Annotated in this window: 9 protein-coding genes, 1 pseudogene and 1 riboswitch; all 10 genes and pseudogenes read left to right on the top strand. The window is 69.6% G+C overall.

Features of this window, described 5'->3' with window-relative positions; all coding sequences use genetic code 11:
* Position 1 precedes the first annotated feature (1 nt).
* The 10 genes and pseudogenes from ACFXI3_RS25095 (at position 2) to metH (ending at position 12,807) form a co-directional block, all read left to right on the top strand.
* Positions 2-1,408 carry an L-fucose/L-arabinose isomerase family protein gene (locus ACFXI3_RS25095; protein WP_378402572.1) on the top strand — a complete coding sequence of 469 codons (1,407 nt, stop codon included), beginning with the start codon at positions 2-4 and terminating at the stop codon, positions 1,406-1,408.
* A 576-nt stretch (positions 1,409-1,984) separates the two neighbouring features.
* The gene (locus ACFXI3_RS25100) at positions 1,985-2,290 is read left to right on the top strand and encodes a hypothetical protein (RefSeq protein WP_344281318.1); all 306 of its coding nucleotides are present in this window, start codon (positions 1,985-1,987) and stop codon (positions 2,288-2,290) included.
* 394 nt (positions 2,291-2,684) lie between these two features.
* Positions 2,685-3,098, top strand: a complete 414-nt coding sequence (locus ACFXI3_RS25105) for an SsgA family sporulation/cell division regulator (RefSeq protein ID WP_037818751.1) — start codon at positions 2,685-2,687, stop codon at positions 3,096-3,098.
* 692 nt (positions 3,099-3,790) lie between these two features.
* Positions 3,791-4,126, top strand: coding sequence for an STAS domain-containing protein (locus tag ACFXI3_RS25110; protein ID WP_378402574.1), 336 nt, complete (start codon positions 3,791-3,793; stop codon positions 4,124-4,126).
* Between the two features lie 43 nt (positions 4,127-4,169).
* A complete protein-coding gene (locus ACFXI3_RS25115) occupies positions 4,170-5,009 on the top strand; it encodes an aldo/keto reductase (protein WP_378402576.1) in 840 nt (279 codons plus the stop codon).
* 47 nt (positions 5,010-5,056) lie between these two features.
* On the top strand, positions 5,057-6,073 hold the full coding sequence (locus ACFXI3_RS25120) for a glycosyltransferase family 4 protein (protein ID WP_378402578.1): 1,017 nt from the start codon (positions 5,057-5,059) through the stop codon (positions 6,071-6,073).
* Positions 6,073-6,834, top strand: a pseudogene (locus tag ACFXI3_RS25125) (lysylphosphatidylglycerol synthase domain-containing protein); the annotation flags it as partial. The gene ACFXI3_RS25120 and the pseudogene ACFXI3_RS25125, both read left to right, overlap by 1 nt.
* 251 nt (positions 6,835-7,085) lie before the next feature.
* Positions 7,086-8,456 carry a carboxylesterase/lipase family protein gene (locus ACFXI3_RS25130; protein WP_378402580.1) on the top strand — a complete coding sequence of 457 codons (1,371 nt, stop codon included), beginning with the start codon at positions 7,086-7,088 and terminating at the stop codon, positions 8,454-8,456.
* A gap of 4 nt (positions 8,457-8,460) precedes the next feature.
* Entirely contained in the window at positions 8,461-9,063 is a 603-nt protein-coding gene (locus tag ACFXI3_RS25135; protein WP_378402582.1) for a maleylpyruvate isomerase N-terminal domain-containing protein, read from the top strand.
* 44 nt (positions 9,064-9,107) lie between these two features.
* Positions 9,108-9,184, top strand: a riboswitch (S-adenosyl-L-homocysteine riboswitch).
* 17 nt (positions 9,185-9,201) lie between these two features.
* Positions 9,202-12,807 carry a methionine synthase gene (metH, locus tag ACFXI3_RS25140; RefSeq protein WP_378402584.1) on the top strand — a complete coding sequence of 1,202 codons (3,606 nt, stop codon included), beginning with the start codon at positions 9,202-9,204 and terminating at the stop codon, positions 12,805-12,807.
* Positions 12,808-12,857: the final 50 nt, after the last annotated feature.

Here is a 12,857-nt window from a genome sequence, read left to right on the forward strand (position 1 = left end):
TATGGCGCGAATCGGTGTCCTTGCCGTATCCGACGGTCGCGACCACGTGCACCGGCGGAACACCGGCTTCATCCGGTCCAAAGTGGACGATTTCACCGCGGCGCTGACCGCGGCCGGGCACGACGTCGTCACCGGGGGACTGGTCGCCACGAACACCACCGCGACCGCGGCCGCGCGCTCGGTCGCCGCGAGTTCGGTGGACGTGACGGTGCTGTACTACGCGGTGTGGGCGTTCCCGCACTTCACCATGTTGGCGGCGGACGCGACACCAGGCCCGTTGCTGCTGGTCGCGAGCACCGATCCCACTGAGCCGGGTTTGGTCGGGATGCTCGCCGCCGGGGGTGCGCTCGACCAAATCGGCCGCTCGCACACCCGGTTGTGGGGCGCGCCTTCCGACCCGGGGCTGATCGCCGACGTCGGCGCACACGCGAGCGCCGCGGCGGCCGTCGGTTCGTTGCGAGGCTCGACTTTCGGCCGTTTCGGCGGGCGGCCGATGGGGATGAACACCGCGGTGGCCAATACCGATCAATGGATGCGCCAATTCGGTGTGGACGTCGAGGAAATAGACCAGTACGAACTGGTCCGCCGCGCGGAATCCGGTTCTTCCGCCGAAGCCGTCAGCGGTCGAAAATGGCTGGAACAACATGCCACCGTGCATTACGATGGAGATCGGCTCACCCCGGAATTGCTGGAACGACAACTGCGCCTGTACCTGGCTGTGCGCGATGTCGCGGCGGAGCGGCACCTGGATTTCTCCGGTATCAAAGCACAACCGGAGCTGACAGAACATTTCGCGACGGCTGATGTCGCCGAGGCGCTGCTCAACGACCCTTACGACTGGAACGGCCCTAAAGCCGTGCATGTCACCGCCACCGAGGCGGACATGGACGGCGCGCTGACCATGCAGCTGATGCACCGGATCACCGGGACGCCAGTGCTTTTCGCCGACGTCCGGCATTACCACCCGGATCGGGACGTGTGGGATTTGTGCAACTCCGGCCAGCACGCGACGTGGTTCGCCGCGCGGAGCGAGGATCCGGCGGAGAATCTGGCCAAAGTGCACCTCTATCCGGAGGTTTTCTTCTTTCCGGCAGGAGGCGCCTCGGTACAGCACATCGCCGCCCCGGGCCGGATGACCTTGGCGAGGCTGAGCCGGTCGGACGGGGAATACCGGATGCAGTTGATGCTGGGGGAGTTCGAGAACTACGACGACCGGACGACGGAGGAATTGGTCTCGCGATCCACGCGGGAATGGCCGCATGCGTTCGCGCGCCTGGACGCGGCCGCGGAGACTTTCTTGTCGCGCTTCGGGGCGAACCACATCCACGCGGTGCCCGGCGATCGGCGAAAGGAACTGCGAGCGGCGGCCGGGTTGATGGGGGTGCGGGTGGAGGAGTGGAGCCGCTGACCGGTTGATCTTGCGGTGCCCGGGGTTTCCGCGGAGGGAACTGCGGGCGGGTTGATGGGGGAGTGGAGCCGCTGACCGGTTGATGTGCGGTGCCCAGGGTTTCCGCAGCGTCCTGCCTGCCTCGGCTCAGTGAGCTGGAATCATGTTCTGGCGACCGAACTTCCGCTCCCTTGAGGATTCCTGTTCCCAGGCTCGATGCGCGTCGGAGTGAAACGATGCGGATGGGGCCGGAGTGATGCGGTGGGCGGCTGGGATTTCGCCCCCCTGCGGCATTCCATCCGGCCCGTCGAGCCGGATGCAGAGAGGTCCGGAGCGATGCCCAGAGACCTGGAACGCCGCAGAGCAGAGGTCGGCACCCTGCAGCATCCCTGGCCCTGCCTGCCGCGCGGCGAGCTGGAGCGATGCTCGGTGTGGATACTGTGGTGCGGAGATCGGCTTCTCGCCGCCTCCGGCACACCCGCCTCGCCCCGGGGCCAGGTGCGCGGGGCTCGAGTGCCTTGGCCTCCCGGCCCCTGACCGGCTGGGCGCGGGGTTCTGCCGGGGACCGGTCCCGCTCTGGGCGGCTAGCTTCGCGGCATGGACGAAAAGCCGTCGACCAGGGCTGCGACCTCGGCGCTGGTGCTCAGCATTCTCAGCTGGCTCGTGGTCGTCGGGACCCATCCGAGCCGCAGCCGCAGCCTCGGGGACGCGCTCTACTGGGAGCCCGTTCCCGTTCTGGGGCCGCTGGTTCTTCCCCTGCTCGCGATTGTTTTCGGCCACGTCGGGCTGCGCCGGACCCGGCTCGGCAAGGGGCGCGGCAGGGCGGCGACGGCGCTGGTGCTCGGGTATCTGGCGCTTGCGTTCGGGGCGGCCCGGTTTGTCGGCATCGTGGCGGCCTTTTGAGCACCAACGTCCGCGGGGCGGCGGAGCATGCGTCGCCAATCGAGTCGTCGTTCGGGATTGAACCGATTCCGCCCTCTCGGTCTTAGCCATCGTTTTCGCGGCGGAAACCGACCTCCCCGCCGCCTCGGTCGGTTCGAGTTCGTCCGGTGCCACGATCGTGGCGATCCGTTTCCGCAGGTCGAAGGCGTCCGCACCCTGCTGGGGCACTGCCGTGTGCGCTGCCCGTTCCTGCTGTCAATGCTGCCCTTGCGTAGCCAACTGAGACGTAGATCTCCACCGTTGGGGTGAAATCTGCTCGGTCGGGCAGCTTAGGCTCTTACGGCGCGTTACTTATTGAGAAACATTCACTTCGGTCCGGACAGGTTCGCGACCGGGTAACGAAGGAGGCGCCGTCGTGGAAACCGAACCGCAGGTCGTCCGCGCGACGATCATCTTCGGGCTGCGCACGTTCGGGTCCGTCCCGCTGCCGGTGCGCGCCGATTTGGAATACGACCCGGCGGATCCGTTCGCGGTGTCGGTCGGCTACCACGCCGGCGGCGGCGTCGTGCGCTGGCTGTTCGGGCGCGACCTTCTCGCGGACGGCCTGCTCGCCCCGGCGGGCGACGGCGACGTCCAGGTGCGGCCGGCCGCCGACGACAGCCGCGTGCTCGTCGAGCTGAACGCGCCGGACGGGTCCGCGGTGCTGGAGGCGGCGGCGAACGAACTAGCCGACTTCCTCGACCGCACCTACGACGAGGTTCCTGTCGGCTCCGAAGACCGTTGCTTCGACTTCGACGAGGAACTGGCGAAGCTCGCCCTCCGCGACTGACGGTCCAAAATGGACAGCAGCCGCGCGCGGGCAGTTCCGGAGCAAGCGGACTGCTCTGCCGCGAGACTGCCCGGCAGTTGAGAGCCGGTCTCGATTGACGGCTGCGACACGCGGGAACGTCGCAGCCGAGTGAGTAGTCTGAGAGCCGCTTGCCACGAGAAATGAACCGCCGTCGCTGGGCGGTTCGACTCGGCCGCCGAGCATTGTGCGGCGGCGAGTGTGCGCCAGCGACGCCGAGCCGATGCGGCAAGCGCGGAGACGGGGCCGGTTCGCTGCTGCGATAAGGAAACGGCTGCCGGTGCGCGACGCAGCCGGTCGCTGTGCGAATTGACAGCCGCAATGCGAACGGCGAGATCGTGGCGGTCAATCTCGCCAAAGGCTCGCTGCGGGCAGGCATCCCCCAACCCGGTGCCCTCGAGTGAACGCCCAGTGAACGAACCCGAGCCCGCACCACAACCCGGCAAACCCGCCAACACCCGCCCATCCCGGGCCCATCCCCTGCGCACCCCGTCAACCCGCCGCCGACCAGGCGCCCCCGAACAGGCGGACTCGGCCGTCACGGGAGTGAACCTCCCCGGCACCCGGGTTGACCGCACTCGCAGAACGCGTACGGTCGCCTTTGTTGGCTGTTGTCCGGAACCATACTGCGGTCAGCGCCCCAAGCAGATCTCTGCGAAAGGAGCGCAAACCCCATGACTCCCCACATTCCCGGCGTCACCGCGCCGGTCGAATTGACTGTCCGCGCGGCTCGGCGGGCGGATGCGATCCATCTCGCCCCGGTCGGCGACCTCGACGCGGCCACCGCGCACGTTTTCGAAGAGGCGGTCGCACCGTTGACCGGGCCGGTGGTCGTCGACCTGTCCGGCGTCGCGTTCCTGAGCTGCGCCGGCGTCCGCGCCCTGCTCGCCGCGCACGAGCGGATCCCCCTGCTCACGGTCGTGCCCGGGCAGGCGCACGCGGTCCGGCGGTGTCTCGCGGTGACCGGCGCGGACGAAATCCTCGGGGTCCGCGAGACCGTCGCTGCCTGATCGAGCGAGTTTCGCCGCCGCCGGGCACGGGTAGGCCGCCGACATGACGATCGAGACGAACCGCGTTCCGCAGCTCGAACTCAACAACGGCGTCCGGATCCCGCAGTTCGGCCTGGGCGTCTTCCAGATCCCGCCGGAGGAAACCGCCGCCAGGGTGCGGGAAGCGCTGGAGGCGGGGTACCGGCACCTCGACACGGCGCAGATGTACCGCAACGAAGAGGGCGTCGGCGCGGGCATCCGCGATTCCGGCGTGCCGCGCGAGGAAATCTTCGTCACCACGAAGCTGGCGAACGACGCGCAGGGCCACGACAACGCGATCAACGCGATGGAAGGCAGCCTGCAACGGCTCGAATTGGACTACGTCGACCTCTACCTGATCCACTGGCCGCTGCCGAAGCAGGACAAGTACGTGGCCACCTGGCACGGCTTCGAGGAACTCCAGCGCGCCGGCAAGGCCCGCGCGATCGGGGTGTCCAACTTCCAGATCCCGCACCTGGAACGGCTGGCCGCGGAGTCGGCGACGGTGCCCGCGGTGAACCAGATCGAGCTGCATCCCGCGTTGCAGCAACCGGAATTGCGCGCCTACCACGAGGCGCACGGCATCGTGACCGAGGCGTGGAGCCCGCTCGCCCAAGGCGAGGTGCTCGAAGACCCGCTGCTGGCCGAGCTGGCCGGGAAACACGGCAAGACGCCCGCCCAGATCGTGTTGCGCTGGCATGTGCAGCTCGGCAACGTCGTGTTCCCGAAGTCGTCGTCGCCGAAGCGGATGCGGGAGAACATCGACATCTTCGACTTCTCCCTCAGCGACAGCGACCTCGACGTCCTCAGCGGCCTCGACGAGGGCCGTCGCACGGGCTTCGACCCGGACACCTTCGAAGGCTGAACCAGATCATCCGGTCGCACGTTGTCTCCAGTGAGGAAGGAGGCAGCGTGCGACTGTCCTGTTTCGTGGTCCCCGGCGACATCGACGACCGCGGCGTGCCCAGCGGCGGCAACACCTACGACCGCCGGATGGCCGAGCACCTGCGCGTGGGGCTGCGGCCGGTCGACGGCACGTGGCCGGACCCTGACGACCGCGCACAAAAGCAGCTGGACCAGGTCCTCGCGCAGGTCCCCGACGGCGCGAAAGTGCTGCTCGACGGCCTGGTCGCCTGCGGAGTGCCGGACGTCCTCGCTTCGCACGCGGACCGGCTCGACCTGGCTGTCCTCGTGCATCTGCCGTTAGCCGACGAAACTGGCCTCGACCCGCGGCGCGCGGCTGACCTCGATGCCCGCGAACGCGCAACGCTCCAGGCGGCCCGCCAGGTGATCGTCACCAGCGCGGCCGCCGCCCGGGCCGTCGAGGCACGCCACGGGCTCGCCACTGTCCACATCGCACCGCCTGGGACCGACCCGGCGCCGCAAGCGACCGGAACCGACGGGGTTTCCCAGCTGATCTGTGTTGCGGCGGTGACCCCGCGCAAAGGGCAGGACATCCTCCTGAACGCACTGTCCGAAGTGGACGATCTACGAGTGGACTTCGTCGGCTCGCGCACTCGAAACCCGGCCTACGCCAACGGCTTGAGCCACCCCCGAGCCCGCTTCACCGGCCCGCTCGACGGATCTGCGCTCGAAGCCGCCTACGACCGGGCCGACCTGCTGGTCCTGCCTTCGTACGCGGAGACCTACGGCATGGTCGTCACGGAGGCGCTCGCGCGCGGCATCCCGGTGCTGGCCTCGGACGTCGGCGGCATCCCCGACGCACTCGGCCGCACCCCGGACGGCGAGCGGCCCGGCCTCCTCGTCCCGCCCGGCGACGAAGCAGCGCTCGCGACCGCGCTCCGAAGCTGGCGCGACGATCCTGACCTGCGGAAACGACTTCGCGCTGCGGCTGCCGCGCGAGCGGGGACACTGGAGGAGTGGGCCGCCGCGGCGGCCCGGTTGCGCGGAATCTTGGCGGTGGGTTGATGCGGTGGCTGCGACTGCTGGCCGGGGCCGCGCTCATCGCCGCGCTGTGGTGGCGGCTGGGAACCGGGGCGTTCGCCGGTGGTCTGCGCGCCTTGGGCCCGGTTCCGATCGCGATAGCCCTGGTCATCGGGGTCGTGACGACGCTGGCGAGCGCGGCCCGCTGGCGGCTGGTCGCGGCGCGGCTCGGGCTGCATCTGCCATTCCGCGAAGCCGTCGGCGACTACTACGGCGCGCAATTCCTCAACGGCGTCCTGCCCGCCGGCGTCCTCGGCGACGTCCACCGCGCGGTGCAGCACGGACGACGCTCCGGCGACGTCGGCCGCGGCGTCCGAGCGGTCGTGCTCGAACGCGTCGCCGGGCAAACCGTGGTGGTGGTAGCCGGGCTGGCTGTCGTGGTCTTCCGGCCGGAGCTGCTGCCACGTCAGGTGCTGATCTGCCTGGGGATCGTGGTCGTGGCGCTGGTCGTCGTCGCGGTGGCGATGCGGCAACGGCTCAGGCACGTCTGGGCGGCCGACATCCGGACCGGCGTGCTCGGCGCGTGGCCCGGCGTCACCGGCTGGTCTGTGCTGGCGGTGGCCGGGCATCTGACGTTGTTCGTGGTCGCCGCCCGCGCGGCTGGCGCCACCGCGCCGCTCAGCGTCCTGCTGCCCCTGCTGGTGCTCGCGTTGCTGGCGATGGGCATGCCGCTCAACGTCGGCGGGTTCGGCCCGCGCGAGGGCACCGCGGCGCTTTCGTTCGCCGCCGCCGGGCTGGGCGCGGAGCAGGGCGTGACGGTCGCGGTCGGCTACGGCGTGCTCGGTCTGGTCTCGACGCTGCCCGGCGGCGCGGTTCTCGCGCTCCGCCGGATGATCCGGCGGCCGGACCCGGACGCCGGGCCGGTATCGTCCGGCCAGTGGCAGCGGCTTTTCGGGCGATTCGGCGACGGTGGTTCGCGGCGCTGGCCGTCGTCCCCGTTCTGGCCGCCTCGGCCTGCGCGGCTTCGGACGCGTCGATCAGCCGGGCAGGCGACGTCGTGCACACCGCCGCCGGCGCCGTGCGCGGGGACGTCACTCCCGATCACCGGCTCTTCCAAGGCATCCCGTACGCGGCCGCACCTGTCGGGCAGCGGCGCTGGCAGCCGCCCGCCCCGGTCGAGCCCTGGGCGGGGGAGCGCGACGCCACGAAACCAGGGCCCCGCTGTCCGCAGGCCGCCGACGGAGCCCTGACCAGCGAAGACTGTCTTTATCTCAACGTCTGGACCCCGCCGTCCGGACAGACCGGGCGGCCGGTCCTGGTGTGGCTGCACGGCGGCGCGTTCCTCACCGGAGGCGGCGACCGCTACGGCGCCGCCCGGCTCGTCGACCGCGGCGACGCGGTGGTCGTCACGCTCAACTACCGGCTCGGCGCGCTCGGCTTCCTCGCCGACCCGTCGCTCGGCCCGGAGCCGGGCAACTACGGCTTCCTCGACCAGCAACAGGCGCTGCTGTGGGTGCGCGACAACATCGAATCCTTCGGCGGCGACCCGAACCAGGTGACGATCGCGGGGGAGTCGGCGGGCGGGATGTCGGTGTGCGACCACCTCGTCGCGCCCGGCTCGCGCGGGCTGTTCCGGGCCGCGATCATCCAAAGTGGACCGTGTCAGGCGCAGGCGACGCTTCCCGCCGCCGAAAACAAGAGCGTCGAGTACGCCGCCGCGCGCGGCTGCACCGACCGCAAGACCGCCGCGGAATGCTTGCGTGCGTTGCCCGTCAAGAAACTCCTGGCCGCGCCGGCGTACGGCTCCATCGCGGGCATCGAGATGCCCGGACCGGTCACCGGCGGTTCGGTGCTGCCCGCCAAGGTCCCGGCGACTCCGGTGCCGGTCATGCTGGGCACGACGCACGACGAGTTCACGTATTTCCTCGCCGAGCAGGCGGCAGCCGGTCGCGAAGTCACGCGGCACGGGTATCCGCAAGCGCTTGCCGCCGTGTTCCCGCATGCCGACGCGGTTGCTCGCGAATACCCGGTGGATGCGTTCAGCGGCAACGCTTCTCTCGCGTACGCGGCGGCTGTCACCGATTGGGCGTTCTCCTGTCCGACCGCCAAGCTGGCCAGTTCGCTGCCGAGCGTATCGACGTACGAGTTCAACGACCCGACCTCGCCAGCGGCCGCCGCGCTCCGAGCGCCGTTCCCGCTCGGGGCCACGCACACCGCGGAACTGCCGTACCTGTTCGATTTTGCCGAGCAGCCAACAACGTTCACCCCAGCTCAGCAACGGCTCGCGGACCGGATGGTGGACGACTGGACGGCGTTCGTCCGCGGCGGTCCGACCGGCCAGTCGGTCGCGTACCGGCCGGGCGGCGCGCAGCCGCTGACCGGATTCGCGAAAGATCACCACTGCGGCTTCTGGGCTTCTCTACGCTGACCGCATGACCGTGCGCGCCGAAGACCTCGACGAAGCCCTCACCTGCGTTTCCGCCGCCCTCACTCCCGTCACCGGCGGCGACTGGACGCGGCCGGCGGGCGATCTCGAGTGGGATTGCCGTTACACCGCAGAGCACCTCGGCGACACGCTCCTGTCCTACGCCGCGCAGGTCGTGAGCCGCCCGGCCGACCGTTACGTGCGCTTCCTCGCCAAAACCGAGGACGACGCGTCCCCGGCCGAACTGCTCGAATTCGCGCTGACCGGCGGCCGTCTGCTCGCCGCCGCGGTCCGGGCCAGCCGGCCGGCCGAACGCGCCTACCACCCGACCGGCAACTCCGATCCGGCCGGTTTCGCCGCGATGGGCTGCGTGGAACTCCTGTTGCACGGCGACGACATCGCCCAGGGCCTCGGTGTCGCGATCGATCCGCCGCGCGAGGTCTGCGCCCGCGTCGTCGCGCGGCTTTTCCCTGAGCAGGAGCCGATTCCCGACGCTTGGGACGCGCTTCGCTGGTGCGCGGGCCGGATCGGCCTGCCCGGACGACCGCGGCGGACCGGCTGGAAGTGGCGGGGCAGCCCGCTCGAGGATCGCTCGATTCCCGAGGAGTGAACACGCCTGCCCGCGGGGTGGTCACATCCGGTAGTCTTGACCACCAGGTCGAGAGGCGCTGCAACGGACCGGTGGTCCGCCACGCTCGGCCGGTACCACCATCCAAGGGCGCCTCCGTGGACTCATGCGGAGGTGGCGATGACCCAGAACCTGCGGAACCTGCTCGACCAGCGCGTCGTCGTGCTCGACGGGGCCTGGGGCACGATGCTGCAGGGCGCCGGTCTCGCTCCCGAGGACTACCGGGCGGACTGGCTCGAAGGGCACGAGAAAGACGTCACCGGCGACCCGGACCTGCTGAATCTCACGCGGCCGGACGTCGTGCTCGACGTGCACCGCCAGTACCTCGCCGCGGGCGCGGACATCACCACCACCAACACGTTCACCGCCACCAGCATCGGCCAGGCCGACTACGGCCTGCAGGACCGTGTGCGCGAGATGAACCTGCGCGCCGCGGAACTCGCGCGCCAGGCCGCGAACGAGTTCGACAACCGGTTCGTCGCCGGGTCGATCGGCCCGCTGAACGTCACGCTGTCGCTGTCGCCGCGCGTCGAGGACCCGGCGTACCGCGCGGTCACCTACGAAGACGTCAAAGCCTCGTACGCCGAGCAGATCCAGGCGCTCGCCGACGGCGGCGTCGACCTGCTGATGATCGAGACGATCTTCGACACCCTCAACTGCAAGGCCGCCATCACCGCGGCCCGCGAGGTCGCGCCGCATCTGCCGCTGTGGATTTCGGTGACGATCGTCGACCTGTCCGGGCGCACCCTGTCCGGCCAGACCGTCGAGGCGTTCTGGACCTCCGTCGCGCACGCGCGCCCGATGGTCGTCGGTGTCAACTGTTCGCTCGGCGCCGCCGAAATGCGGCCGCACGTGGAGGAACTGGCGAAACTCGCCGACACCTACACCGCGTGCCACCCGAACGCGGGCCTGCCCAACGCCTTCGGCGGCTACGACCAGACGCCCGAGGAAACCGGCGGCATGCTCGGCGAGTTCGCCGGAGCCGGGATGGTCAACATCGTCGGCGGCTGCTGCGGCACCTCGCCCGCGCACATCGCCAAGATCGCCGAGGCCGTCAAGGGCCTTCCGCCGCGGCCGGTGCCCGCGCACGAGGCGAGCACGCGGTTTTCCGGCCTGGAGCCGTTCAAGATCGGCGCGGACACCGGGTTCGTGATGATCGGCGAGCGCACCAACGTCACCGGTTCGGCGAAGTTCCGCCGGCTCATCGAGGCAGGCGACCACCAGGCGGCGGTGGACGTCGCGCTGGAGCAGGTCCGCGGCGGCGCGAACCTGCTCGACGTCAACTTCGACGCCGACCTGCTCGAATCCGAGCAGGAGATGACGACGTTCCTCAACCTCATCGCCACCGAGCCCGAGGTCGCGCGCATCCCGGTGATGGTCGACAGCTCGCGGTGGAGCGTGCTGGAGGCCGGGCTGCGCTGCGTGCAGGGCAAGGGCGTGGTCAACTCGATCAGCCTCAAGGAGGGCGAGGGCCCGTTCCTGGAGCAGGCCCGGCGCATCCACGACTACGGCGCCGGCGTCGTGGTGATGGCCTTCGACGAGAAGGGCCAGGCCGACACGGTCGAGCGCAAGGTCGAAATCTGTTCCCGCGCTTACGATCTGCTCACTCGCGAGGCCGGTTTCGCCGGCGAGGACATCATTTTCGACCCGAACGTGCTCGCCGTCGCCACCGGCATCAGCGAGCACAACGGGTACGCGAAGGCGTTCATCGAGGCGTTGCCGCTGATCAAGGAACGCTGTCCGGGCGCGCACACCTCCGGCGGCATCTCGAACCTGTCGTTTTCCTTCCGCGGCAACAACGTCGTGCGCGAGGCGATGCACTCGGCGTTCCTGTTCCACGCCGTGCGCGCCGGGCTCGACATGGGCATCGTCAACGCCGGCCAGCTCGCGGTGTACGAGGACATCCCGAAGGACCTGCTGGAACTGGTCGAGGACGTCCTGTTCGACCGCCGCGAGGACGCCACCGACCGGCTCGTGGAGTTCGCCGAGACGGTCAAGGGCAGCGGCACCAAGCGCGTCGTCGACCTGTCCTGGCGCGAGAATCCGGTGGCGGAACGGCTTTCGCACGCGCTGGTGCACGGCATCGTGGACTTCATCGAAGACGACACCGAGGAGGCCCGGCAGAAGTTCGACCGGCCGCTCGAGGTGATCGAAGGCCCGCTGATGGACGGCATGAAGATCGTCGGCGACCTGTTCGGCTCCGGGAAGATGTTCCTGCCGCAGGTCGTGAAGAGCGCGCGGGTGATGAAGCGTTCGGTGGCCTATCTCGAGCCGTACATGGAGGCGGAGAAGGCCAAAATGCAGGCCGAGGGCCGCTTCGAGACCACTCGCGGGCAGGGCAAGGTCGTGCTCGCCACGGTGAAGGGCGACGTGCACGACATCGGCAAGAACATCGTCGGCGTCGTGCTGGGCTGCAACAACTACGAGGTGATCGACCTCGGCGTGATGGTGCCCGCGGCGAAGATCCTCGACACCGCGGTCGCCGAGCACGCGGACGTCGTCGGGCTGTCCGGGCTGATCACGCCGTCGCTGGACGAGATGGTGTCGGTGGCGCAGGAAATGCAGCGGCGCGGGCTCAAGCTGCCGCTGCTGATCGGCGGCGCGACCACGTCGAAGCAGCACACCGCGGTGAAGATCGCGCCGGCGTACGACCACACGACGGTGCACGTGCTCGACGCGTCGCGAGTGGTCGGCGTGGTGTCCGACCTGCTCGACACCGACCGTGCGGACGCGCTGGACACCGCCAACCGCGCCGAACAGCAGCGGCTGCGCGTCCAGCACGAAAACCGGCACTCGACGCCGATGCTGACTGTTGAACAGGCCCGGGCGAACGCCGAGAAGGTGTCGTTCGACGAGATCCCGACGCCGGAGTTCACCGGCGTGCGCGTGGCCGAACCGTCGATTCCCGAGCTGCGCGAGATGATCGACTGGCAGTTCCTGTTCCTGGCCTGGGAACTCAAGGGCAAGTACCCGGCGATCCTCGACCAGCCGGTCGCGCGCGAGCTGTTCGACGACGCGAACCAGCTGCTGGACGAGATCATCGAGAACGGCTCGTTCACCGCGCGCGGCGCGTACGCGTTCTGGCCCGCGCATTCCGAGGGCGACGACATCCTGCTCGACGGCGAGTATTCGGACTGGAAGTTCCCGATGCTGCGCCAGCAGACGCAGAAACCGGAGGGCCGCGCGAACCGGTGCCTCGCCGACTACATCGCCCCCGCCGGTTTCGGCGACCACCTGGGCGGATTCGCCGTCGGCATCCACGGCGCGGAAGACCTGGCTCGCAAGTACGAGGCCGAACACGACGACTACCGGGCGATCATGGTGAAGGCGCTGGCCGACCGGCTGGCCGAGGCGTTCGCCGAGTACCTGCACCTGGAGGCCCGCCGCCGCTGGTTCGAGCCGGACGTGCAGCCGGATTTGGCGGACCTGCACGCGGAACGCTTCCGCGGCATCCGCCCCGCGCTCGGCTACCCGGCGAGCCCGGACCACAGCGAGAAAAAGGACCTGTTCTCGCTGCTGGGGGCTGACGAGCTGGGGATCGGGCTGACCGAGTCGTACGCGATGACCCCGGCCGCGGCGGTGAGCGGGCTGATCTTCGCGCATCCGGACTCGCGGTACTTCACGGTCGGCCGCCTGGGCCGCGACCAGATGGAGGACTACGCGTCCCGGCGCGGCGAGGAACTGTCCGAAGTGGAGCGGTGGCTGCGGCCTAATCTGGCTTACTGAGCCTCTTGGGGGGAACGACCGGTGCGGTCGTTCCCCTTTTCTTCAGAGTT

This window comes from Amycolatopsis sp. NPDC059235 (assembly GCF_042754125.1).
GTDB lineage: Bacteria > Actinomycetota > Actinomycetes > Mycobacteriales > Pseudonocardiaceae > Amycolatopsis > Amycolatopsis albidoflava.

What these genes read in the sequence shown, in the direction of transcription:
- ACFXI3_RS25095 (WP_378402572.1), top strand. Translation starts at nt 2, where the DNA reads ATGGCGCGAATCGGTGTCCTTGCCGTATCCGACGGTCGCGACCACGTG.
- ACFXI3_RS25135 (WP_378402582.1), top strand. Translation starts at nt 8,461, where the DNA reads ATGACCGTGCGCGCCGAAGACCTCGACGAAGCCCTCACCTGCGTTTCC.
- ACFXI3_RS25100 (WP_344281318.1), top strand. Translation starts at nt 1,985, where the DNA reads ATGGACGAAAAGCCGTCGACCAGGGCTGCGACCTCGGCGCTGGTGCTC.
- ACFXI3_RS25115 (WP_378402576.1), top strand. Translation starts at nt 4,170, where the DNA reads ATGACGATCGAGACGAACCGCGTTCCGCAGCTCGAACTCAACAACGGC.
- ACFXI3_RS25110 (WP_378402574.1), top strand. Translation starts at nt 3,791, where the DNA reads ATGACTCCCCACATTCCCGGCGTCACCGCGCCGGTCGAATTGACTGTC.
- metH (WP_378402584.1), top strand. Translation starts at nt 9,202, where the DNA reads ATGACCCAGAACCTGCGGAACCTGCTCGACCAGCGCGTCGTCGTGCTC.